20 protein-coding genes and 1 tRNA gene are annotated in these 21138 nt (G+C 72.0%); 11 read left to right on the top strand and 10 right to left on the bottom strand.

The genetic code is table 11. From position 1 onward, the window contains the following. Positions 1-70: 70 nt before the first annotated feature. A tRNA-Leu gene (locus ACZ58N_RS28825) sits at positions 71-155 on the bottom strand. A gap of 167 nt (positions 156-322) precedes the next feature. Here ACZ58N_RS28825 and ACZ58N_RS28820 point away from each other — a divergent pair. From ACZ58N_RS28820 to ACZ58N_RS28810, 3 genes are all read left to right on the top strand, one after another. After that, on the top strand, positions 323-1648 hold the full coding sequence (locus ACZ58N_RS28820) for a M20/M25/M40 family metallo-hydrolase (RefSeq protein WP_281205872.1): 1326 nt from the start codon (positions 323-325) through the stop codon (positions 1646-1648). Positions 1649-1799: 151 nt separating this feature from the next. Next, positions 1800-2033, top strand: a complete 234-nt coding sequence (gene chpH, locus ACZ58N_RS28815) for a chaplin ChpH (RefSeq protein WP_281205873.1) — start codon at positions 1800-1802, stop codon at positions 2031-2033. Positions 2034-2191: 158 nt separating this feature from the next. Further along, positions 2192-3007 (top strand): chaplin, encoded by an 816-nt coding sequence (locus ACZ58N_RS28810; protein ID WP_471165545.1) that lies wholly within the window; start codon positions 2192-2194, stop codon positions 3005-3007. 37 nt (positions 3008-3044) lie between these two features. Here the strand turns inward: ACZ58N_RS28810 and ACZ58N_RS28805 are convergent, their stop codons facing one another. Beyond that, the gene (locus ACZ58N_RS28805) at positions 3045-3233 is read right to left on the bottom strand and encodes a DUF5703 family protein (protein WP_281205875.1); all 189 of its coding nucleotides are present in this window, start codon (positions 3231-3233) and stop codon (positions 3045-3047) included. Positions 3234-3280: 47 nt separating this feature from the next. Between ACZ58N_RS28805 and ACZ58N_RS28800 the strand changes: the two genes are divergently transcribed. Beyond that, entirely contained in the window at positions 3281-3943 is a 663-nt protein-coding gene (locus ACZ58N_RS28800) for a hypothetical protein (protein ID WP_471165543.1), read from the top strand. A gap of 75 nt (positions 3944-4018) precedes the next feature. On the opposite strand, the gene ACZ58N_RS28795 is transcribed toward ACZ58N_RS28800, so the two are convergent. Beyond that, positions 4019-6364: a helix-hairpin-helix domain-containing protein gene (locus tag ACZ58N_RS28795; RefSeq protein ID WP_471165541.1), complete on the bottom strand. Its 2346-nt coding sequence runs from the start codon at positions 6362-6364 to the stop codon at positions 4019-4021. Further along, complete coding sequence (locus ACZ58N_RS28790; RefSeq protein ID WP_471165539.1) at positions 6361-7344, bottom strand: aldo/keto reductase; 984 nt, start codon at positions 7342-7344, stop codon at positions 6361-6363. The genes ACZ58N_RS28795 and ACZ58N_RS28790 overlap by 4 nt, the downstream gene beginning before the upstream one ends. 109 nt (positions 7345-7453) lie before the next feature. Here ACZ58N_RS28790 and ACZ58N_RS28785 point away from each other — a divergent pair, with 109 nt between their 5' ends. Then, complete coding sequence (locus tag ACZ58N_RS28785; protein WP_281205879.1) at positions 7454-8503, top strand: LLM class F420-dependent oxidoreductase; 1050 nt, start codon at positions 7454-7456, stop codon at positions 8501-8503. A 244-nt stretch (positions 8504-8747) separates the two neighbouring features. Continuing rightward, positions 8748-9536, top strand: coding sequence for a ferritin-like domain-containing protein (locus ACZ58N_RS28780; RefSeq protein ID WP_471165536.1), 789 nt, complete (start codon positions 8748-8750; stop codon positions 9534-9536). A gap of 28 nt (positions 9537-9564) precedes the next feature. Here ACZ58N_RS28780 and corA read toward each other — a convergent pair whose 3' ends face one another. Further along, entirely contained in the window at positions 9565-10557 is a 993-nt protein-coding gene (gene corA, locus ACZ58N_RS28775; RefSeq protein ID WP_471165533.1) for a magnesium/cobalt transporter CorA, read from the bottom strand. Between the two features lie 53 nt (positions 10558-10610). Here corA and ACZ58N_RS28770 point away from each other — a divergent pair, with 53 nt between their 5' ends. The 4 genes from ACZ58N_RS28770 (at position 10611) to mshC (ending at position 14124) form a co-directional block, all read left to right on the top strand. Continuing rightward, positions 10611-11318, top strand: coding sequence for a histidine phosphatase family protein (locus tag ACZ58N_RS28770; protein WP_471165531.1), 708 nt, complete (start codon positions 10611-10613; stop codon positions 11316-11318). Positions 11319-11393: 75 nt separating this feature from the next. Beyond that, positions 11394-11984 (top strand): DUF3090 domain-containing protein, encoded by a 591-nt coding sequence (locus ACZ58N_RS28765; protein WP_281205883.1) that lies wholly within the window; start codon positions 11394-11396, stop codon positions 11982-11984. After that, positions 11948-12784 (top strand): SCO1664 family protein, encoded by an 837-nt coding sequence (locus ACZ58N_RS28760; RefSeq protein WP_471165529.1) that lies wholly within the window; start codon positions 11948-11950, stop codon positions 12782-12784. Before ACZ58N_RS28765 ends, ACZ58N_RS28760 begins: the two co-directional genes overlap by 37 nt. A gap of 110 nt (positions 12785-12894) precedes the next feature. Next, positions 12895-14124, top strand: a complete 1230-nt coding sequence (mshC, locus tag ACZ58N_RS28755; protein ID WP_471165526.1) for a cysteine--1-D-myo-inosityl 2-amino-2-deoxy-alpha-D-glucopyranoside ligase — start codon at positions 12895-12897, stop codon at positions 14122-14124. Between the two features lie 65 nt (positions 14125-14189). Here the strand turns inward: mshC and ACZ58N_RS28750 are convergent, their stop codons facing one another. The 5 genes from ACZ58N_RS28750 to ACZ58N_RS28730 all read right to left on the bottom strand — a co-directional run bounded on the left by ACZ58N_RS28750 (position 14190) and on the right by ACZ58N_RS28730 (position 20539). After that, positions 14190-15284: a PAC2 family protein gene (locus ACZ58N_RS28750; protein WP_471165523.1), complete on the bottom strand. Its 1095-nt coding sequence runs from the start codon at positions 15282-15284 to the stop codon at positions 14190-14192. 127 nt (positions 15285-15411) lie between these two features. Next, complete coding sequence (locus ACZ58N_RS28745; RefSeq protein ID WP_471165520.1) at positions 15412-17019, bottom strand: glycerol-3-phosphate dehydrogenase/oxidase; 1608 nt, start codon at positions 17017-17019, stop codon at positions 15412-15414. A gap of 38 nt (positions 17020-17057) precedes the next feature. Beyond that, positions 17058-18584 carry a glycerol kinase GlpK gene (gene glpK, locus ACZ58N_RS28740; protein ID WP_389709080.1) on the bottom strand — a complete coding sequence of 509 codons (1527 nt, stop codon included), beginning with the start codon at positions 18582-18584 and terminating at the stop codon, positions 17058-17060. Between the two features lie 79 nt (positions 18585-18663). Beyond that, positions 18664-19446 carry an MIP/aquaporin family protein gene (locus ACZ58N_RS28735; protein WP_281205888.1) on the bottom strand — a complete coding sequence of 261 codons (783 nt, stop codon included), beginning with the start codon at positions 19444-19446 and terminating at the stop codon, positions 18664-18666. Positions 19447-19771: 325 nt separating this feature from the next. Beyond that, the gene (locus tag ACZ58N_RS28730) at positions 19772-20539 is read right to left on the bottom strand and encodes an IclR family transcriptional regulator (RefSeq protein ID WP_389709077.1); all 768 of its coding nucleotides are present in this window, start codon (positions 20537-20539) and stop codon (positions 19772-19774) included. A gap of 252 nt (positions 20540-20791) precedes the next feature. On the opposite strand from ACZ58N_RS28730, the gene ACZ58N_RS28725 reads away from it, so the two are divergent. After that, the coding region (locus tag ACZ58N_RS28725; RefSeq protein ID WP_471165515.1) for a homocysteine S-methyltransferase family protein at positions 20792-21138 on the top strand (347 nt) is incomplete at its 3' end.

The raw sequence follows: 21138 nt of genomic DNA, 5'->3' as shown, positions 1-21138 counted from the left end.
GCCCCTTCCCCGTCCCCGCACGCGCGGGAAACGAAGAAGGACCCCGCCGAAGCGGGGTCCTTCTCTTCTGTGTCCGAGGGGGGACTTGAACCCCCACGCCCGATAAAGGGCACTAGCACCTCAAGCTAGCGCGTCTGCCATTCCGCCACCCGGACAAGGTGTCTGTCTCGCGTCCCTCGCGGGCCGTTCCGACGTGGAAAACATTACCAAACATTCCGGGGGCCCGATCACACCCCCCGGTGACCGGGGAGCGCCCTTGGGCGCAGCGCCCCGGCGCGCGAGGATGGGGAGGTAGCCGGTACTGATCAGTGGGAGGAACAGCGTGAGCGAATCGGGCGCGGGCAGGACCGTCTCCGGACAGGACGAGGTCGTCGACCTCTGCCGGGACCTCATCCGGATCGACACCAGCAACTACGGGGACCACTCGGGCCCGGGCGAGCGCAAGGCGGCCGAGTGGATCGCGGAGCAGCTGGCCGAGGTGGGTCTGGAGCCGCAGATCTTCGAGTCCCACAAGGGCCGCGCCTCGACCGTGGCCCGGATCGAGGGGGAGGACCCGTCGCGGCCGGCCCTGCTGATCCACGGGCACACCGACGTGGTCCCGGCCAATGCCGCCGACTGGACCTACGACCCGTTCTCGGGCGAGATCGCCGACGGGTGCGTGTGGGGCCGCGGCGCGGTCGACATGAAGGACATGGACGCGATGACGCTGGCCGTCGTGCGCGACCGCATGCGCAGCGGGCGCAAGCCCCCGCGCGACATCGTGCTGGCCTTCCTCGCCGACGAGGAGGCGGGCGGCATCTACGGGGCCCGCCACCTCGTCGACAAGCACCCCGGCCTCTTCGAGGGAGTCACGGAGGCGATCGGCGAGGTCGGCGGCTTCTCCTTCACCGTGAACGAGAACCTGCGCCTCTACCTCGTGGAGACCGCGCAGAAGGGCATGCACTGGATGCGGCTCACGGTGGAGGGCACCGCGGGTCACGGTTCGATGACCAACAACGACAACGCCATCACGGAACTGTGCGAGGCCGTGGGCCGCCTCGGCCGGCACCAGTGGCCCGTGCGGGTCACCAAGACCGTGCGTTCGTTCCTGGACGAGCTCTCGGACGCCCTGGGCACCCCGCTGGACCCCGACAACATGGACGAGACCCTCGCCAAGCTCGGCGGCATCGCGAAGATGGTCGGCGCGACCCTGCGCAACTCGGCCGCCCCGACGATGCTCGGCGCCGGCTACAAGGTCAACGTCATCCCCGGCCAGGCCACGGCGCACGTCGACGGCCGGTTCCTGCCCGGCTACGAGGACGAGTTCTTCGCCGACCTCGACCGGATCCTCGGCCCCCGCGTGAAGTACGAGGACGTGCACGCGGACAAGGCGCTGGAGACGGACTTCGACGGGAAGCTCGTCGACGCCATGCAGGGCGCCCTGAAGGCCGAGGACCCGATCGCGCGGGCCGTCCCGTACATGCTCTCGGGCGGTACGGACGCGAAGTCCTTCGACGACCTCGGGATCCGCTGCTTCGGCTTCGCCCCGCTCCAGCTGCCCCCCGAGCTGGACTTCGCGGGCATGTTCCACGGAGTGGACGAGCGGGTGCCGGTCGACGGCCTCAAGTTCGGCGTCCGGGTCCTCGACCGGTTCATCGACAACGCGTGACGGGCCACTCCTAACGCCGGGAAATCGGGAAGGTGTGCGGATTCCACTGAGAAGAGTGAATGCGCTCATACGCTCGTAGCCCCGGTGGGAACTCCTCGTTACAGGTGGTGCGGTCCGCGGCTGGGACCGCACTTGCCTACTAGGAGGAACAATGCTCAAGAAGGTTGTCGCCGCTGCGGCTGCTACCGGTGGTCTGGTTCTCGCGGGTGCGGGCCTGGCTGTCGCCGACGCGGGTGCCCAGGGTGCGGCCATCGGCTCCCCCGGTGTCCTGTCCGGCAACGTCGTCCAGGTTCCGGTCCACGTGCCCGTGAACGTCTGCGGCAACACGATCTCCGTGATCGGCCTGCTGAACCCGGCCTTCGGCAACACCTGCGTCAACGCCTGACGCGTCTGAAGACCCGGCCCCGGAGCGCATTCCAGCGCTCCGGGGCCGCCGGGCTTTCACGGCCCGATCCATCGACTTTTCGGCGCACCAGGCAGGGGAGCCTGGACGGCCCGGCCGCCGCGCGCGGCCGTCGACGTACCAACAGGGGACGATTTCAGATGCGACGACCGATCCAGGTCACGAGGAAGACGCTGATCACCATGGCGGCCGCGGGGGGTGTGCTCGCGCTGGCCGGCGGTCAGGCGCAGGCGGCCTCCGGGGCGTCCGGCCATGCCGCGAACTCACCGGGCGTGCTGTCCGGGAACAACGTGCAGGCCCCGCTGGAAGTGCCGGTGAACGTCTGCGGCAACACCGTCAACGTGATCGCCCTGCTGAACCCGGCCTTCGGGAACGGCTGCGCCAACGAGTCGGGCAAGCACCGCCCGCCGGGCAAGCCGCAGCACCCGGACCACCCGGGCGGCCACGAGGAGCCGTGCGACGACCACCCGGGCGGTGGGAACCCCGGTGGCGGGAACCCGGGCGGTGGGAACCCGGGTGGTGGGAACCCCGGTGGGGGTAACCCGGGTGGTGGCAATCCCGGTGGCGAGACCCCCGGTGGTGGCAACCCGGGCGGTGGCAACCCGGGCGGTGGAAACCCCGGTGGTGGCAATCCGGGCGGCGGGAACCCCGGTGGTGGCAACCCGGGCAGTGGTAACCCCGGTGCCGAGACCCCCGGTGGTGGTAACCCCGGTGGCGAGACCCCCGGTGGTGGCAACCCGGGTGGTGAGACCCCCGGTGGCGGCACCCCCGGTGGCGGCACCCCCGGCACCCCGGGCGGGCAGGCGCCCGGTCAGGGCCCCGGCCAGGGGACGGGCGGACAGGGTGGACTCGCGGCCACGGGCGCCGGTGACGCGCTCACGGCCGGAGTGCCGCTCGCGGGCGGACTGCTGCTCGCCGGAGCCGTGCTCTACCGGCGGGCCCGCAACGCCGCCTGACGGACGTTCATGACGTGGGCCCGCTCCCGGGCCCGCGTCACCAGGTCGCGCGGACCTGACGGATGATCCGGCGGCGCAACCGCACTCTGCGGCTGCCGTCCCGGTGGAGCGTCAGGCGGTCCAGTTCCCAGTGGCCGTACTCGGCGTGGTCGGTCAGTAGTCGGGTCGCCTCCTGGCGGGGGGTCCCGCGAGGCACGTACACGTCGACGAATTCGTATTCCGGCATCGCATCTATTGTGCGGGCAGAGCCCGGCTACGGATAGCGTCTGCACTATGTCTGATGCCGCTCTGCCCACTGTTGCCGAGGTCCGCGCCGCCGCCGAGGCGGTCAAGGCCGCTCTCGACCGCCACCTCGCCGCGGTCGAGAGCAGGATCGGGGACGAGGACCCGGCCGTCTACGCCGCCTTCAACGAACTCGCCGCCGCCGCCGAGGAATACGACGAACTGCTCTACGACCGCTACGACGAGGTCACCCCGTTCGAGATCCCCACGCCGGAGGACGGAGTTCCGTACACCGGGCCGGCGGAACCCGCGGCCTTCAGCGTGTTCATCCGCCGTGACTACGCCGTCGTCGAACCGGCCCGCCTGATCGCCCAGGCGGAACGCGTCGCCGCGCACGACCGCGCCTCCGAGTTCGTCGACGACGCCGGCACGGCCGGTGCGCTCGGAGTGCTCTTCGGGGAGTACGAGCCCGACGAGATCGCCTCCCGCTACAAGGAGTTCGGATTGGAGGAGGGCGACTCCACCCTCTGGATCGCGGCGCTCGAAGAGGTCGCGGAACCGGGCGATTGGCTCGACGCGCCCTTCGGACAGACCGACCCCCAGGACGTGCTGCACCGTTTCGACGTCAGCTCCGTCTTCGACGAGGACCCCGAGGACACGGAAGGGCCGGGGGAGTTCGAGGAAGCCGCCGAGCCCGGCCTGACCCCGGCCTGACCTGCTCCCGGCGGAACGCCCCCACCCCTCCCGGGCGGGGGCGTTCCGTCGTCACCCCGGGGTTTCCACTCCCCGCTACTGCGGCGCGGCCTCCTGGGCGGCCGTCAAGGCCCTCAGCAGGCCCGTGAGACGGGTCGTGCGCGGCTTCGGCGGCACCTGGGCCACCGCGTGCGGCAGCGCTTGGTCGACCCCGTGGACGACGGACAGGTGTCGCTCCGCCCGCCCGAACGCCGTGTACACCCAGTCCCGGGACAGGGCCTGCGCGGCGTCCCCCGGAAGGACGACCACCACCGCGGGCCAGCGCGTCCCGACGGCCTGGTGCGCGGTCACCGCCCAGCCGTGCCGCACCTGGGAAGCGACCCGTTCCTGGGGTACGACGATCCGGGCCCCCGCGAGGTCCAGGTGCAGCCCCTCCTCGTCGGCCGACACCACCCGTCCCGGCAGCGCCCGCCCGGGAGAGGGCACGTGCACGATCCGATCGCCGGGGTCGAAGCCGCCGAACCGGCGGGGGCCGGGGTTCAGCCGCTCCTTGAGGGCCGCGTTCAGCGCGCGGGTGCCCGCCGAGCCGCCGTGGCCCGGGGTGATGACCTGCACGGCCTCGGCCGGGATCCCGAACGCGCGCGGCACCGACTCGGCGACCAGCTGCACGGTGCGGTGCACCGCCTCTCCGGCGTCCTGCACCGGGACGATCACGACCTCCTTGCCCGGGGCGTGGACCTGGTTCAGCTCCCCGACCCCGATGCCCGAGACCAACTCGCCGACCGGGCCGGGATCCGGCGTCCGGGACACGACCTGCGGCCAGGCGCGCGCCGCCAGCACATCGGCGAACACCCGCCCGGGACCGGCCGACCCGAGCACCCCGGGGTCCCCGGACAGCACCAGCCGGGCCCCGTCCGGGACGGACTCCACCAGGGCCGCGGCCGTCTCCACGTCCAGCTGCGGCGCGTCCAGCACCACCAGGAGGTCCAGCTCGAACCGCCCGTCGGCATCCCGCCCGGGACCCTGCGCCCCGGTCAGCAACCCGGCCGGGGTGACCCGGTCCGGGCCCGGCGCGTGCGCGGCCAGGACGGCGCGCAGGCCCAGCTTCCGGGCCGCCTCCCAAAGCGCCGTCGGCTCGGCCCGGGCGGCCTCACCGCCGGTGTGGGCCACCACCCCGTGACCGGCGACGGCCCGGATCAGCTCGCTCCCGGTCCCGGTGGCGACCTGCGACCAGTCGGCGGGAACGGTGACGCCGGCCGCCAGCCGGGCCAGGCCGTCGGCGAGGCTCTCCTCGGCGAGGGCGTACTCCTCCAGCCCGACGAGGACCCGTACGGGCCGCTCGATCTCCCCGGCCTCCTGCTCGGCGTCCGCGGCGGGCGTCGGCGCGGGACCGTCCAGGGGCTCCTCGAACACGAGCACCGCGCCCTCGCCGACGGCGTGTTCGAGGGCTCCGGCCGGGTCCGGCACCCCGTACTGGGCGAGGGCCTTCTCCAGTACCGGGGTCTCCAGGGCGGTGTGTCCCTTCTCCGCGGCCCGGTCCAGCAGCCAGCCCACCAGGGCCGCGCCGCGGCGCTCGTCCGCGGGGCCGGCCTCGGCGCCCAACAGGGCCTGCGCGAAGCCGTCCGCCTGGGCCGGGCGGACGCCGGCGACCGCCAGCAGTCGCCAGGGGTCCTCGACGAGCTGCCCCGCGGCGCCCTCCCCGAGGATCCGGGCGGCCGGCCCGGCCAGCGCCTCGGGGGCGCCGCCGCGGGCCAGCACGGCCCGTACGGCCTCGATCTCGGCCGCGGTGGGCTCGGGGGCCGCCGTGACGGGCCGGGGCTGCTGCGGGGGAACGGGGGCGGCCTTGCGGGGGGCGGCCGGGGCCTCGTCGAAGTACACCGGGGCCGGTGCGGCGCCGCTCTCCACGGCGCGCACGGCCGCCAGCAGGTCGGCGGCCTTCCCGCTGAGCTTCGCACCCGCCTCGACCGGGCCCTCCCGCTCGGCCTTGCGCCGCGCGATGCGTTCCCGTTCGACCTTCTGCGCCGCCAACTCGGCCTGCGCCTCGGTGAGCGAGGGCGCCGCCGCCTCCGCGGCGCCGCCCGCGTCCCCGCCGGTGGGAGCGGCCTGCTTCGCGGTGGCGTCCGCGTCGAGGACGCCGTCCCCGTCCGGCTCGCCGGCGGGAGCGGTGTCCTCCGTGCGTCGTTCCTCCGGGTCGCCCGGTGCGGCGTCCCCGTCCGGCGCGTCCTCGTCCGGCTCGTCCGACGCCTCGGAGCCGGCCTCGGAGCCGGCCTCCGGCGCGTCCTGCTCCGGCGCGCCCTCCGCCGGCTCCGGGGCGGGGCCGCCCTCGGGTTGCCGGCCGGCGTCCGCCGTGGCGGGGTCCTCGGGCGCGGTCCCGCCGGCCCCGGCCCCTTCCTCCGCGGCAGCGGGCGCGGCGGCGGCGGTGGTCTCGGGGTCCGTACTCACAGCGTGCTCCAGTCCTGATCGGGGTAGCGGTGCACCGGGACGGAAACGTCGTCCAGCGCACGGCAGATCTCCTCGGGAAGACTAAGGGCCTCCACCGACAGCGCCGCCCCGAGCTGGGTCGACGTCCGCGCGCCGACGATCGGGGCGACCACCCCCGGCCGGTCCCGCACCCACGCCAGCGCCACGTGCAGGGGCGTCACGCCCAACCCCTGGGCGGCGGTGACCACCGCGTCGACGATCCGGCCCGCCGGTTCGTCGAGGTACGGGTCCACGAAGCCGGCCAGGGACTCCGAGGCACCCCGGGAGTCGGCGGGCGTGCCGTCGCGGTACTTGCCCGTCAGCACCCCGCGACCCAACGGGGAGGAGGGCAGCAGGCCCACACCCAGGTCCAGCGCGGCGGGCAGCACCTCCCGCTCCACGCCCCGCTGGAGGAGCGAGTACTCCATCTGCGTCGAGGCCAGCCGGGTCCGTACCCCCGGCACCGCCAGCTGCCACGTCGCGGCCTTCGCGAGCTGCCAGCCGCAGAAGTTGGACACCCCCGCGTACCGGGCCCGACCGCTGCTGACGGCGAGGTCCAGGGTCTGCAGGGTTTCCTCCAACGGGGTACGGGGATCGAAGGCGTGGACCTGCCACAGGTCCACGTAGTCGGTGCCGAGCCGGTCCAGGGAGTCGTCGAGCGCGGCCAGCAGGTGGCCGCGCGAGCCGTTGAAGCGCCGGTCGGGATCCGGCACGCTGCCCGCCTTCGTCGCGATGACCAGGTCGCGGCGCGGAACCAGCCCGGCCACCAGCTGCCCCAGGATGTACTCGGCCTCGCCGCCGCCGTACACGTCGGCCGTGTCGACGAGCGTGCCGCCCGCCTCCCAGAACGTCTTCAACTGCTCGGCGGCGACTTCCTCGCCGGTGTCGCGGCCCCAGGTCAGGGTGCCGAGGCCGATCCGGGAGACGCGCAGTCCGGTGCGGCCGAGATGCCTCTGCTCCATGAGCGCTGAGACTACTGGGGCGCTGACGCGGGAGACCTTGGCGCGCTACAGTCCCCCGCAGACCCACGTTACTGATCGGTAAATCGGCTTCACCGTTAGGGGACGACACATGCGGCTCGGCATCAATCTCGGCTACTGGGGTGCGGGCATGGACGCCGACAACCTCTCCGTCGCCCAGGAGGCCGACCGGCTCGGCTACGACGTCTGCTGGGCCGCCGAGGCCTACGGCTCCGACGCGGCCACCGTGCTGGCCTGGGTCGCGGCCCAGACGGAGCGGATCGACGTCGGCTCGGCCATCTTCCAGATCCCGGCCCGCCAGCCCGCGATGACGGCGATGACCGCCGCCACCCTGGACTCGCTCACCAAGGGCCGCTTCCGACTCGGCCTCGGCGTCTCGGGGCCGCAGGTCTCCGAGGGCTGGTACGGCGTCAAGTTCGACAAGCCGCTCGCCCGGACCCGCGAGTACGTGGAGATCGTCCGCAAGGCGATGACCCGCGAGCGGCTGTCCTACGACGGCGCCCACTGGACCCTCCCGCTGCCCGACGGCCCGGGCAAGCCCCTCAAGCTGACCGTCCATCCGGAACGCGAGCACATCCCGCTCTACATCGCCGCGATCGGGCCGAAGAACCTGGAGCAGACCGGCGAGATCGCCGACGGCGCCCTGCTGATCTTCCCGGCCGCCGAGCACCTGGAGGAGACGGCCCTGCGCCACATCCGCGCGGGTCGCGAGAAGGCCGGCCTGACCATGGACGGCTTCGACGTCTGCCCGACGGTGCCGCTGGCCCTCGGCGAGGACGTGACGGCCCTCGCCGACATGTTCCGGCCCTACACCGCCCTGTACGTCGGCGGCATGGGCAGCCCGAAGCAGAACTTCTACAACCAGCTCGCGCAGCGGATGGGCTACGAGAAGGAGGCCGCCGAGATCCAGACCAAGTACCTGGGCGGCGACAAGACGGGCGCGGCCGCGGCCGTCCCGCACTCCCTGATCGACTCGACCACCCTGTTGGGCTCCGTGGAGCGGATCGCCGACGGCATGCGCGCCTACGCCGACGCCGGGGTCACCACCCTCACCCTGGCCCCCGCCGGCTTCACCCTGGACGAGCGCATCGCCGCCCTGCGGGCCGGCACCGAGGCCCTGGAGCTCGCCGGTCTCGCCTGATCCCGGGAGTCGACGACCCCCGACACGACGACGGAGCCGCGCGTGGTGCGCGCGGCTCCGTCGTCAGGTCCTGCGGCCGTGGTGGGGGCTCGGGGGGTCTTCCCCGCCACGGCCGACACAGCAGACAACGCCCCGCCCCGTCCCCGGGTTACGCCCTCGTGCCGAGCCGCCGATTTCGTTCATTCGGCCGAGTCGGGCGGCCCTCTCGGTTGCCCGCCCGATCGATCCGCATTTGACTCGTTCCATGCTCTCTGCCCGCAGCCTGTTCCAGGAGATCGTCGACCACGACGACGCCTTCCAGCTGTTCTGCTCCATCGCCGCCAGCGGGGAGTCCCAGGGCGGTTGGGAGAACGCACGGATCGCCGCGCTCGTCCCCGCGTCGATGCGCGACCTGGCCCCCAAGATCACCCGGCACGGCGCCGACGAGGACAAGCACGGCAGGATCTTCCAGGCCCTGCTCCGCAAACGCGACCTGCGGCCCGTACCCGTGCCACCGGAGACCGACTACACGATGCTGCTGGAGCGCCGCGGCATCGGCCTCGCCCACGAGAAGCTGCGCGGCGACCGGCCGCTGACCGAGGAGGACATCGTCCTCTATCTCGCGCACAGCCGGGTCACCGAGCAGCGCGCGGCCGACCAGATGGTCATGCTCGTCCGGTACTTCGGCGACCACCCCGAGCTCGGCAGGGCCGTCCGCATGATCAGCGCGGACGAGGACAACCACCTCGCCTACTGCCACGAGGAACTGCTGCGCCTCGCCCGGCGCGGCCACGGCCGCACCATCCACCGGATCCTGCGCGAGAGCGCCCTCGCCGAGATCGGCGTGTACCGGGACGTCAGCCTCGCCGTCATGGCCCACATGGGCCGGCTCCTGCGCTGGCCCGCGCCCAAGTCCGCCGCCCTCGCCGCCGGCATCCGCGCCGCGTACGCGTACGAGCGCTTCAGCGGCTGGCACCGGGCGGTCCGCCTGACCCCGCCCGAGCGGGTCGACGCCCTCGGAGGCGCCCCTGTACCCGCACCGGGGCTCGCCTGACCGGGCACCGGCCCGTCCGACCCGCCCCTCACAGCCAGCCGCGGCGCTTGAACATCCGGTGCAGGCCCAGGCACACGGCGACCATGAGGGCCACCACCCCCGGATAGCCCCACCCCTGCCGCAACTCCGGCATGTCCTCGAAGTTCATTCCGTAGATCCCGGCGACCATCGTCGGGACCGCGGCCATCGCCGCCCATGCGGAGATCTTGCGCATGTCGTCGTTCTGCCGGACACCCATCTGCGCCAGGTGCGCGGCCAGCGCGTCCGACAGCAACCGGTCCAAGCCCTCGACGTACTCGTTCGCCTTCGTCAGGTGATCGGCGACGTCCCGGAAGAAGGGCTGCGCGTGCTCGTGCACGAACGGCACGTGCCCGGACGCGAGCCGGTCCATCGGCTGGAGCAGCGGGCTCGTCGCCCGACGGAACTCCAGCACCTGCCGCTTGAAGCCGTAGATCCGGGACGCCGTGTTCTTCGAGTCCGGGGCGTTCGGCGCGAACACCTCCGCCTCCAGCTCCTCCAGATCGCCCTGGAGCTCGGCGGCCACCTCGATGTAGTGGTCGACCACCGCGTCGGACACCGCGTAGAGCACCGCCGTCGGCCCGTGCCGCAGGACCTTGGGATCCTGCTCCAACCGGTGGCGCACCGCGGTCAGTGCCGCGCCCTCGCCGTGCCGGACCGTGACCACGAACGAGTCGCCGATGAACACCATCAGCTCGCCCGTCGTCACCGTGTCCGCGTCGTCGTCGTACAGCACCGGCTTCAGGACGACGAACAGCGAATCGTCGTACACCTCCAACTTCGGCCGCTGGTGCGCCGTCAGCGCGTCCTCCACCGCCAGCGCGTGCAGCCCGAACTCCCGGCTCACGTGCTCGAACTCGGCCTCCGTCGGCTCGTGCATGCCGATCCACACGAAGGCGTCGCCCCGGGCCCGCGCCTCGGCCAGGGCGTCCGAGAAATCGGCGGGCGCCGCGGAACGGCGGCCGTCACGGTACATCGCGCAGTCGACAATCACGCCGCGCATTCTCCCCCGACCTCCCCCGGCCCGCACCCGGGCGACACCCCTACCCTGTACCCATGGCCACGTTGATCCTCGTACGGCACGGGCGCTCCACCGCCAACACCGCGGGCTTGCTCGCCGGATGGACTCCGGGAGTCGGCCTCGACGAACACGGAGCCGGGCAGGCCGCAGCACTGCCCGACCGGCTCGCCGGGGTCCCGCTGGCCGCCGCCGTCACCAGCCCCCTCCAGCGCTGCCGGGAAACCCTGGCGCCCCTCCTCGCCGCCCGCCCCGAGCTGCCCCTGCACACCGACGAACGCATCGGCGAGTGCCACTACGGCGACTGGTCGGGCCGCAAACTCTCCGAACTCGCCGGAGAACCCCTCATGAAGATCGTCCAGCAGTACCCCTCCGGCGCCGCATTCCCCGGCGGCGAGTCCATGCGCGCCATGCAGGCCCGCGCCGTGGACGCCGTACGGGAGTGGAACGCCCGGATCGAGGACGAGCACGGCAGCGACGCCGTCTTCCTGATGTGCTCGCACGGCGACATCATCAAGTCCCTCGTCGCCGACGCGCTCGGCATGCACCTCGACCTCTTCCAGCGGATCCACGTCGACCCCTGCTCGGTCACCGCCGTCCGCTACACCCCCACCCGCCCCTTCCTGCTGCGCCTCGGCGACACCGGCGACCTCACCCCGCTGATCCCGCGCCCCGCCCCGATCGCCGAGGGCGGGTCCGAAGGCGACGGGAACGCCGTCGTGGGGGGCGGCGCGGGCGCGGCGTGATCGAACGGCGCAGTAGGGTGGCATGGCCGATACGCGTGCGCGGACCCGCCCACGCCTGAGACTTGGAGACTGGACGTGCCCCGTCAGGTGTTCCTTTACGATCCGCCGGACCGCTTCGTGGCCGGCACGGTCGGTCTGCCTGGGCGCCGTACGTTCTTCCTGCAGGCCTCCGTGGGTACCCGCGTCACCAGCGTCTCCCTGGAGAAGACCCAGGTGGCGGCGCTGGCCGAGCGGATGGACGAGCTGCTGGACGAGGTCGTGCGGCGCACCGGCGGCAACGCCCCCGTCCCGGCCGTCGCCTCCACCGAGGCCGCCGACACCGCCCCGCTCGACGTGCCCGTCGAGGAGGAGTTCCGGGTCGGCACCATGGCCCTCGCCTGGGACGGCGAGGAACAGCGGATGATCGTCGAGGCCCAGGCGCTCGTCGAACTCGACGCCGACTCCGACGAGGACCTCGCCGAAGCCGAGGAACGCCTCCTGCAGGACGAGGAGAACGGCCCGCCGATGCTCCGGGTGCGCCTCTCCGGCGCCCAGGCCCGGGCCTTCGCCAAGCGCGCCCTGGACGTGGTCAACGCCGGCCGCCCCCCGTGCCCCCTGTGCAGCCTCCCGCTCGACCCCGAGGGACACGTGTGCCCCCGCCAGAACGGCTACCGGCGCCAGGCGTGAGCGCCGTGAGCACGATCGAGGAACTGCTCACCCGGGGTGAGCTCACCGTCCGAGGACGGATCGCCGAGGCCTCCAACGCGGTCCTGCTGTGCACCGTCGCCCACGACGGCCGCACCGCGGACTGCGTCTACAAGCCGGTCAAGGGCGAGCGACCGCTGTGGGACTTCCCCGACGGGAACCTCGCCCGCCGCGAGCGCGCCGCCTACCTCGTCTCCGAGGCCACCGGCTGGGGCCTGGTCCCCGCCACCGTCCTGCGCGACGGACCGTACGGCGAGGGCATGGTCCAGCACTGGATCGACTCCGGGGAGACGCCCGAGGCGGATCTCCTCGCGCTCGTCGAGGGCGAGGAGGCGGCGGACGGCTGGAAGCCCGTCGCGCTCGCCGAGGTCGGCGAGGGCCGCACCGCCCTCCTCGTGCACGCCGACGACCCCCGGCTGCGCCGCCTCGCCGTACTCGACGCCGTGATCAACAACGGCGACCGCAAGGGCGGCCACCTGCTGCCCGCCCCCGACGGCCGGCTGTACGGCATCGACCACGGCGTGACCTTCCACGCCGAGGACAAGCTGCGCACCCTGCTCTGGGGCTGGGCGGGGGAGCCCCTCACCGACGAGGCCCGCACGGTGCTGCTCTCCCTGGAATCCCAGCTGGCCGCGGGAGGGCCGCTCGCCACCCGGTTGGCCGAACTGATCACCGACACCGAGCTGGACGCCGTACGGGCCCGCGTGGCCGCCCTGCTGCGCACCGGGACCCATCCGCAACCCTCGGGACAGTGGCCCGCCATTCCCTGGCCCCCGGTCTGACCAGGCACGGCACGGGACGCACAGAACCGGCCAGACGGCAAGAGCGCGGTTCAGGCCAACAGTGACGCTCCGGTTCGTTTCCGGAACACTCGTCCGGTTAGTCTCAAGGCATGCATGCCTGGCCCGCTTCTGAGGTCCCCGCCCTGCCCGGCAAGGGCCGCGACCTCCAGATCCACGACACCGCGACCCAGGGGACGATCACCCTCGCCCCCGGTCCCGTCGCCCGTATCTACGTCTGCGGGATCACTCCGTACGACGCGACCCACATCGGTCACGCGGCGACCTACAACGCGTTCGACCTCGTTCAGCGCGTGTGGCTCGACAACAAGCGGCAGGTCCACTACGTCCAGAACGTCACGGACGTGGACGACCCGCTCCTGGAGCGGGCGCTGCGCGACGGACACGACTGGACCGAACTCGCCGAACGCGAGACCGCCCTGTTCCGCGAGGACATGACCGCCCTGCGGATGCTGCCCCCGCAGCACTACATCGGAGCGGTCGAGGCCATACCCGGCATCGTGCCGCTGGTCGAGCGGCTCCGCGACGCGGGCGCCGCCTACGAGCTCGACGGCGACGTCTACTTCTCCGTCGAGTCCGACCCGCACTTCGGCGGGGTCTCCCACCTGGACGCGGAGGCGATGCGGCTGCTCTCCGCGGAGCGCGGCGGCGACCCGGACCGCCCGGGGAAGAAGAACCCGCTCGACCCGATGCTGTGGATGGCCGCCCGCGAGGGCGACCCGAGCTGGGACGGCGGCTCGCTGGGCCGCGGCCGGCCCGGCTGGCACATCGAGTGCGTCGCCATCGCCCTGGACCACCTGGGCATGGGCTTCGACATCCAGGGCGGCGGCTCCGACCTGGCGTTCCCGCACCACGAGATGGGTGCCTCGCACGCCCAGGCGCTGACGGGCGAGTTCCCGATGGCCAAGGCCTACGTCCACGCCGGCATGGTCGGTCTGAACGGCGAGAAGATGTCGAAGTCCAAGGGCAACCTGGTCTTCGTCTCGGCCCTGCGCCGCTCCGGGGTCGACCCGGCGGCCATCCGCCTCGCCCTGCTGTCGCACCACTACCGGGCCGACTGGGAGTGGACGGACGCGGTCCTCGCCGAGGCGGTGGCCCGTCTGGAACGCTGGCGCGCGGCGGTCTCGCGCCCGGACGGCGTTCCGGCGGACGCCCTGGTCGAGGAGGTCCGCGAGGCCCTCTCCCGCGACCTGGACGCCCCCGCGGCGCTGGCCGCCGTGGACCGTTGGGTCGAGCTCCAGCTGGCCACCGACGCCGACGACGAGTCGGCGCCGGGCCTGGTCTCCCGCACGGTCGACGCCCTGCTCGGCGTCGCCCTCTAGGAGCGACGAGAACGCCGGGCCGGCCGCGGGTGCGGCCGGCCCGGCGTTCTCGTTCGACGGCCCTGCTAGGCGTCGGGGGAGGCCCCCGGTGCCTCGGGCGCCTCCGGCTTCTCCGGCGACTCGGGCGACGTGGGCGTGCCCGCCGTCCCCGCAGCCTCCTGGGCTCCGGCAGCACCGGACGCCTCCTCGGCCCCGCCGACGGCCCCGTCGGGCGTCGGCGCGACGGGCGGCTCCGGCTCGGGCCTGCGCTTCGAGGGCCGGCTCAGGCCACCGGCGGTGTCCCGCAGGTACGAGGCGTCACCCGGATCCGCGGTCGCGGAGGGGTCCCGTCGCCGCAGGTACCGTTCGAACTCCCGGGCGATCGCGTCGCCGGAGGCCTCCGGCAGGTCCGCCGTGTCCCTCGCCTCCTCCAGCGTCTGGACGTACTCCGCCACCTCGCTGTCCTCGGCCGCCAGCTGGTCCACGCCCAGCTGCCAGGCCCGTGCGTCCTCGGGCAGCTCGCCCAGCGGGATCCTGATGTCGATCAGGTCCTCCAGCCTGTTGAGCAGCGCCAGCGTGGCCTTCGGGTTCGGCGGCTGCGACACGTAGTGCGGCACCGCCGCCCACAGCGACACCGCGGGAACGCCCGCGTGCGTACAGGCCTCCTGCAGCACGCCCACGATCCCCGTCGGACCCTCGTACTTCGTCTCCTCCAGGTCCATCGTCCGCGCCAGGTCGGCGTCCGAGGTCACCCCGCTGACGGGCACGGGCCGCGTGTGCGGGGTGTCCCCGAGCAGCGCGCCCAGGATGACGACCATCTCCACGCCCAGCTCGTGCGCGAAGCCGAGCAGCTCGTTGCAGAACGACCGCCACCGCATGGACGGTTCGATGCCCCGCACCAGCACCAGGTCGCGCGGCTTCGCACCGCCGATCCGGACCACGGACAGCCGCGTCGTCGGCCAGGTGATCTTCCTGACCCCGTTGTCCAGCCACACCGTCGGCCGGTTGACCTGGAAGTCGTAGTAGTCCTCGGCGTCCAGAGCCGCGAAGACCTCGCCCTTCCACTCCCGGTCCAGGTGCGCCACCGCACCGGAGGCGGCGTCACCCGCGTCGTTCCAGCCCTCGAACGCGGCCACCATGACCGGGTCGATCAGCTCGGGCACGCCCTCAAGCTCGATCACCCAGGTCTCCTTCCGAAGTTCCCTTGCGTACGTGGGTCAGCCTAAGCCTTGAGGTGGCACCGACCACAGCCCACGACGGAGGGGCGGTTCCCCTCGGAACCGCCCCTCTTCCCCACCTGCGCGGGAGCTATGCCTTGTGACCCAGCATCTCCTCGACGCGGGCGCGCACGGAGGCGTCGTCCAGACCACGCACCGTCACCGTCGTGCGGCGGCGCAGCACGTCGTCGACCGTCTCGGCCCACTCGTTGTCACGGGCGTAGGCGACCTGGGCCCAGATCTCCGGACCGTCCGGGTGGATGCGCTCGGCCAGCGCCGGGTCCTCGTTCGCGATGCGCGCGATGTCGAAGGCCAGCGAACCGTAGTGCGAGGCCAGGTGGCGGGCCGTCAGCGGGTCCATCCGGGTGCCGGGCTCGCGGTCCACCAGCAGTCGGTGCGCGACCGCGTTCGGGTTGGCGACACCGGGCAGCGGGATCCGGCGCACCAGCGACTTCTGCGGCTCCATGTCCTCGGTCAGCGGGCTGCCCGGGAGCTTGGCCAGCTTGTCCATGACCACACGGCCGATGTGACGGTACGTCGTCCACTTGCCGCCGGCCACCGACAGCATGCCGCCCGCGCCCTCGGAGACGACCGTCTCGCGCTTGGCCTTCTCCACGCCGCCGGGACCGCCGGGCAGCACCCGCAGGCCCGCGAAGGCGTACGTCATCAGGGAACGGTCGAGGTCCGCGTCGTTCACGGAGAACGCCGCCTCGTCGAGTATCTGCTGGATGTCGGACTCGGTGGCGCGCACGTCCGCCGGGTCGCCCTCGTAGACCTCGTCGGTCGTACCGAGCAGCAGCTGGTCCTCCCACGGGAGGGCGAAGGTGATGCGGTACTTGTCGATCGGGGTGGCCATGGCGGCCTTCCACGGCGACTTGCGCTTCATCACGATGTGCGCGCCCTTGGACAGGCGGATCGACGGCATCGAGTGCTTGTCCTCCATGCGCCGCAGGTGGTCCACCCACGGGCCGGTGGCGTTGAGCACGACACGGGCGTCGACGCCGAACTCGGTGCCGTCGAGGCGGTCCTTGAGCTCGGCACCGCTGACCCGGCCGCGCGTCATGCGCAGCCCGGTGACCTCGGCGTGGTTGAGGACGACCGCACCCGACTCGACGGCCGCGCGGACCGTCATGACGGCGACGCGGGAGTCGTTCATCTGGTGGTCGTAGTAGACCGCGACGGCCTTCAGGTTGTCCGTCTTCAGGCCCGGGTTGTCGGCGACGGCGCGGGCCGGCGAGATGACCTTGCCGATCCCGTCACCGAAGGCCGAGAGCGCCGAGTACGCGAACACGCCCGCGCCCAGCTTCGCCGCGCCGACCGGACCGCCCTTGTACACGGGCAGGTAGAAGGTCAGCGGGTTGACCAGGTGCGGGGCCACGTCCTTGGCCAGCACCCGGCGCTCGTGGTGGTTCTCCGCGACGAGCTTGACCGCGCCGGTCTGCAGGTAGCGCAGACCGCCGTGGACGAGCTTGGAGGAGGCGGAGGAGGTGGCGCCGGCGAAGTCACCGGCGTCCACCATGGCGACCCGCAGACCCGACTGCGCGGCGTGCCAGGCCACCGAGGTGCCCAGGATTCCACCACCGATGACCAGCAGGTCGTACGTGGCCTTGGCCAACTGCTCACGGGTCTCGGCGCGGCTCGCGTTGGAACCGGCTGTCGGGTGCGTACCCAGGGTGGGGACGCTCTGCAGGCTGCTCATGTCTCTTTAGCTCCTCGTCGATTCGTCAGCCGGTACGGTCAGCTGGCGTCTTCGTCGTCGACCCAGCCCATGGACCGCTCCACGGCCTTGAGCCAGCTCTTGTACTCGCGGTCCCGCTGCTCGGCGGGCATCCGCGGGGTCCACTCGGCCGCGCGGCGCCAGTTGGCGCGCAGGGCGTCGGTGTCGGGCCAGAAGCCGACGGCCAGGCCGGCGGCGTAGGCGGCGCCGAGGCAGGTGGTCTCGGCGACCATCGGGCGCACCACGGGTGCGTCCAGGAAGTCCGAGAGCGTCTGCATCAGCAGGTTGTTGGAGGTCATACCACCGTCGACCTTGAGGGCCGCCAGCTCGACGCCGGAGTCCTTGGTCATGGCGTCGGTGATCTCGCGGGTCTGCCAGGCGGTGGCCTCCAGGACGGCACGGGCGATGTGCGCCTTGGTGACGTACCGGGTCAGGCCGGTGATCACGCCGCGGGCGTCGGAGCGCCAGTACGGGGCGAACAGGCCGGAGAAGGCCGGCACGAAGTAGGCGCCGCCGTTGTCCTCGACCGAGGAGGCCAGGGTTTCGATCTCGGCGGCCGACTTGATCAGGCCCATCTGGTCGCGCATCCACTGGACGAGCGAGCCGGTGACGGCGATGGAGCCTTCCAGGGCGTAGACCGGCTTCTGGTCGCCGATCTGGTAGCCGACCGTGGTCAGCAGGCCGCTGTAGGAGTTGATGATCTTGTCGCCGGTGTTCATCAGCATGAACGTGCCGGTGCCGTACGTGGACTTCGCCTCGCCCTCGGCGAAACAGGTCTGTCCGAAGAGGGCGGCCTGCTGGTCACCGAGCGCCGAGGCGACCGGGACGCCGGCGAGGACGCCTTCCTTGACGTGGCCGTAGACCTCGGCGGAGGACTTGATCTCGGGGAGGACGTTGAGCGGGACGCCCATCGATTCCGCGATCTTGTCGTCCCAGGCCAGCGTGTGCAGGTTCATCAGCATGGTGCGCGAGGCGTTGGTGACGTCGGTGACGTGCACGCCGCCCTGGGCGCCGCCCGTGAGGTTCCAGATGACCCACGAGTCCATGGTGCCGAAGAGGATGTCGCCCGCCTCGGCGCGCTCGCGCAGGCCCTCGACGTTGTCGAGCAGCCAGCGGACCTTGGGGCCGGCGAAGTAGCTGGCGAGGGGGAGCCCGGTCTCGCGGCGGAAGCGGTCCTGGCCGACGTTGCGACCGAGCTCCTTGCACAGGGCGTCGGTGCGGGTGTCCTGCCAGACCAGCGCGTTGTGCACCGGCTCGCCGGTGTTCTTGTCCCACAGCAGGGTGGTCTCGCGCTGGTTGGTGATGCCGACGGCCTTGACGTCGGCGGCGGTGATCTCCGCCTTGGCGATGGCTCCGGCGACTACCTCCTGGACGTTGGTCCAGATCTCGGCGGCGTCGTGCTCGACCCAGCCCGGCTTCGGGAAGATCTGCTCGTGCTCCTTCTGGTCGACGGCGACGATGCGCCCGTCGCGGTCGAAGACGATGCAGCGGGAGGAGGTGGTGCCCTGGTCGATCGCGGCGATGAAGGGGCCGGTGCTGCTGGTCATGATGGCTGCTCCTGGCAGGTCTGGTGAGTTGGCGGAATCAGGAGTGCGGTGCGGATCTTACGAGCGCTGCAGATGCTGATCAGGCGAACGCGATGTTGTACAGACCGCCGGCGAGAACGGCACCGACGAGCGGGCCGACGACCGGGATCCAGGAGTACCCCCAGTCCGAGCCGCCCTTGTTGGGCAGCGGGAGCAGGGCGTGCACGATGCGCGGACCGAGGTCGCGCACCGGGTTGATGGCGTAGCCGGTGGGGCCGCCCAGCGAGAGGCCGATGCCGACGACCACGAACGAGGTGATCAGGACACCGATCACACCGAGTCCCTTGCCGTCGTCCTGGAGGCCCTGGGTCAGGATGGCCAGGACCAGGACGGCGGTGCCGATGATCTCGGTGGCGAGGTTCTGCACGACATTACGGATCTCGGGGCCCGTGGAGAAGATGCCGAGGACCGGGCCGGCTTGGTCGTGCGGGTGCGGGTCCTCGGGACCGAGCTTGGCGTCGCGGATGTGCTCCGGGTCCGACAGGTGCACGCGGAACTGGCCGTAGTACGTGATCCACATCAGCACGGCACCCAGCATGGCACCGAGGAGCTGTCCCGCGAGGTACACGGGGACGTCGCCCCACTCGCCGGTCTTGACGGCGATGCCGAACGTGACGGCCGGGTTCAGGTGGGCCCCGGAGAGCGGAGCGGAGACGTAGGCGGCGATCAGTACGGCGAAACCCCAGCCGAAGGTGATCGCGAGCCAGCCCGCGTTGCGGGCCTTGGAGCTCTTGAGGGTGACGGCGGCGCAGACGCCACCACCGAGAAGAGTGAGCAGGGCGGTACCGATGGTCTCGCCGATGAAGATGTCGGAGCTGGACACCCGCGACTCCTTTGTTCTTACGTCCAGGGGTGGGTGGACACCGGGTCCCTCCGGTGGTCCACACACTCGGTGAGTGCTGCACCGGTCCTTGGCCTCGCCATAGCCTAACGCGTATTGCCGGTAGGTGTTCGACAATGCCGACCGATGAACGGCAGTTTTCCGCCTGGATGAAGAACGCGTCAAGGGTTGGCCAGGTCAAAGAACCGGATCGTTACCACACGGTACGATCGCCCAAATCAGGCCATTGAGCGGTCCGGAAATGACAAAACCCACCCAAAGAGCGCCTGAAGCGCCCCTTGGGTGGGCCGAACGAATCAAGTCAAGCTCAGAACCGGCCCGCCCCGAGATCGCGCGAAACCGACCGTGCGCAGTCCCGGACCGAGGCCACCAGTGACGCCCGGGGCTCCCCGCCCTCCCCGCAGACCCGCTCCACGGCCCCCGCGACGGCCACCGCCCCGACCGGCATCCGGCGCCGGTCGTGGATGGGCGCCGCGACCGACGCGATGCCCTCCCAGGTCTCTTCCACGTCCGCGGCCCAGCCGCGCGCCCGGGTCAGCGCCAGGACCTCCTCGAAGCCCACCGCGTCCGTGACCGTGCGGGGCGTGAACGAGTCCCGCTCCACCTCCACCACCTGCGTGTGCGCGACCGGGTCGTAGGCCGACAGGACCTTGCCCAGGGCTGTGGAGTGCAGCGGCTGCATGGCCCCCACCTCCAGCACCTGACGGCTGTCGTCCGGCCGGAACACGTGGTGCATGATCAGCACCCCGCTCTTGTGCAGCACCCCCACGTACACGCTCTCGCCGCTGGCCCGGGCCAGGTCGTCCGTCCACACCAGGGCGCGGGCGCGCAGCTCGTGCACGTCCAGGTAGCTGTTGCCCAGGCGCAGCAGCTCCGCGCCCAGCTGGTAGCGCCCCGACGCCGGGTCCTGCTCGACGAAACCCTCGGCCTGCAGGGTGCGCAGGATCCCGTGCGCCGTGCCCTTGGCCAGGCCAAGGGACGACGCCACATCCGAAAGTCCCAGTCGGCGCTCCCCGCCCGCCAGGAGCCGCAGCATCGCAGCGGCTCGTTCGAGCGACTGGATGTTCCGTGCCATCGCGCAGCCTCCTGCTGACGTAGTTCGACAATGCTGAACACTATCGGTCGATGCCGACCTTGTGCATGGTTGGGCGATTCCCGCAGTCAGTGCACACCGTCACACCCCCGGGCGTAGTCCCGCGCACAGAATGCAGTCCGCCACGTGGGACGCCCCCACCGGGGTTGTTGCCGCACGGTTACCCTGACCGCGTGCACCCTTGACACGAGGGGGTGCAAAGCCGACAGCCGTCGCATCCCAGGGAGCACAACCATGGCCTCGTTGCCGAACCCGCCCGCAGACACCCAGACCCGGGCCGACGCCCTTCGGGAGGCGCTCGCCACCCGTGTGGTCGTCGCCGACGGAGCCATGGGAACGATGCTCCAGGAGCAGGACCCGACGTTGGAGGACTTCCAGCAGTTGGAGGGCTGCAACGAGGTTCTGAACGTCACCCGACCGGACATCGTCCGCTCGGTCCACGAGGCCTATTTCTCCGTCGGTGTCGACTGCGTCGAGACGAACACCTTCGGCGCGAACTTCGCCGCCCTCGCGGAGTACGACATCCCGGAACGCAACTTCGAGCTGTCGGAGTCCGGTGCCCGGATCGCCCGCGAGGTCGC

It is taken from the genome of Streptomyces sp. NPDC040432 (assembly GCF_055595445.1).
This window is presented reverse-complemented; position numbering and strand designations above follow the sequence as displayed.